Source organism: Pantoea sp. USMM079 (assembly GCF_037153115.1).
Lineage (GTDB): Bacteria > Pseudomonadota > Gammaproteobacteria > Enterobacterales > Enterobacteriaceae > Pantoea > Pantoea communis.
This window is the reverse complement of sequence record NZ_JBBCKX010000078.1, coordinates 1-316: the sequence shown is the minus strand read 5'-3', so window position 1 is coordinate 316 and position 316 is coordinate 1. Positions and strand designations below refer to the sequence as shown.

The following is a 316-nucleotide window of genomic DNA, read 5'->3' as shown; positions in this document are numbered from 1 at the left end:
GCAACATGAATACATAGTGTTGCGAGGCGAACCTGGGGAACTGAAACATCTAAGTACCCAGAGGAAAAGAAATCAACCGAGATTCCCCCAGTAGCGGCGAGCGAACGGGGAACAGCCCAGAACCTGAATCAGTTTGTGTGTTAGTGGAAGCGTCTGGAAAGTCGCAGGGTACAGGGTGATACTCCCGTACACAAAAACACACCTTCTGTGAGTTCGAAGAGTAGGGCGGGACACGTGGTATCCTGTCTGAATATGGGGGGACCATCCTCCAAGGCTAAATACTCCTGACTGACCGATAGTGAACCAGTACCGTGAG

The 316-nt window shown here is 51.3% G+C and carries 1 rRNA gene; it reads left to right on the top strand.

What is annotated here, in order from left to right:
• Nucleotides 1–316 (top strand): 23S ribosomal RNA (locus tag WFP70_RS26595); the annotation flags it as partial.